We start from the raw sequence: 242 nt of genomic DNA on the forward strand, positions 1-242 counted from the left end.
TCCCAGTTTACTATGTCGGCAGTGCAGAGAGAGGAAACGCTGAGAACGGCTTAAGCTGGCACCTATTAACCAGTGAACCAGTCACCAGCAAAGAAGACGCCTTAGCTATCATCACCTACTATGAGCACCGTTGGCTTGTAGAGGAATACCATAAAGTCTGGAAAAGTGATGGCACGGATATCGAAAGTTTACGCCTTCAAAGCCAAGATAACATGGAAAGATTGGTGACGATTAATGGCTTT

General features: G+C 45.5%; 1 protein-coding gene. It reads left to right on the forward strand.

The features are described 5' to 3' along the window. Window positions 1-242: transposase (locus H4J63_RS20700; protein WP_182198123.1), on the forward strand; the 242-nt coding region annotated here is incomplete at both ends.

The sequence above is a fragment of the Pseudoalteromonas sp. 5Ae-yellow genome, assembly GCF_014077565.1.
GTDB lineage: Bacteria > Pseudomonadota > Gammaproteobacteria > Enterobacterales > Alteromonadaceae > Pseudoalteromonas.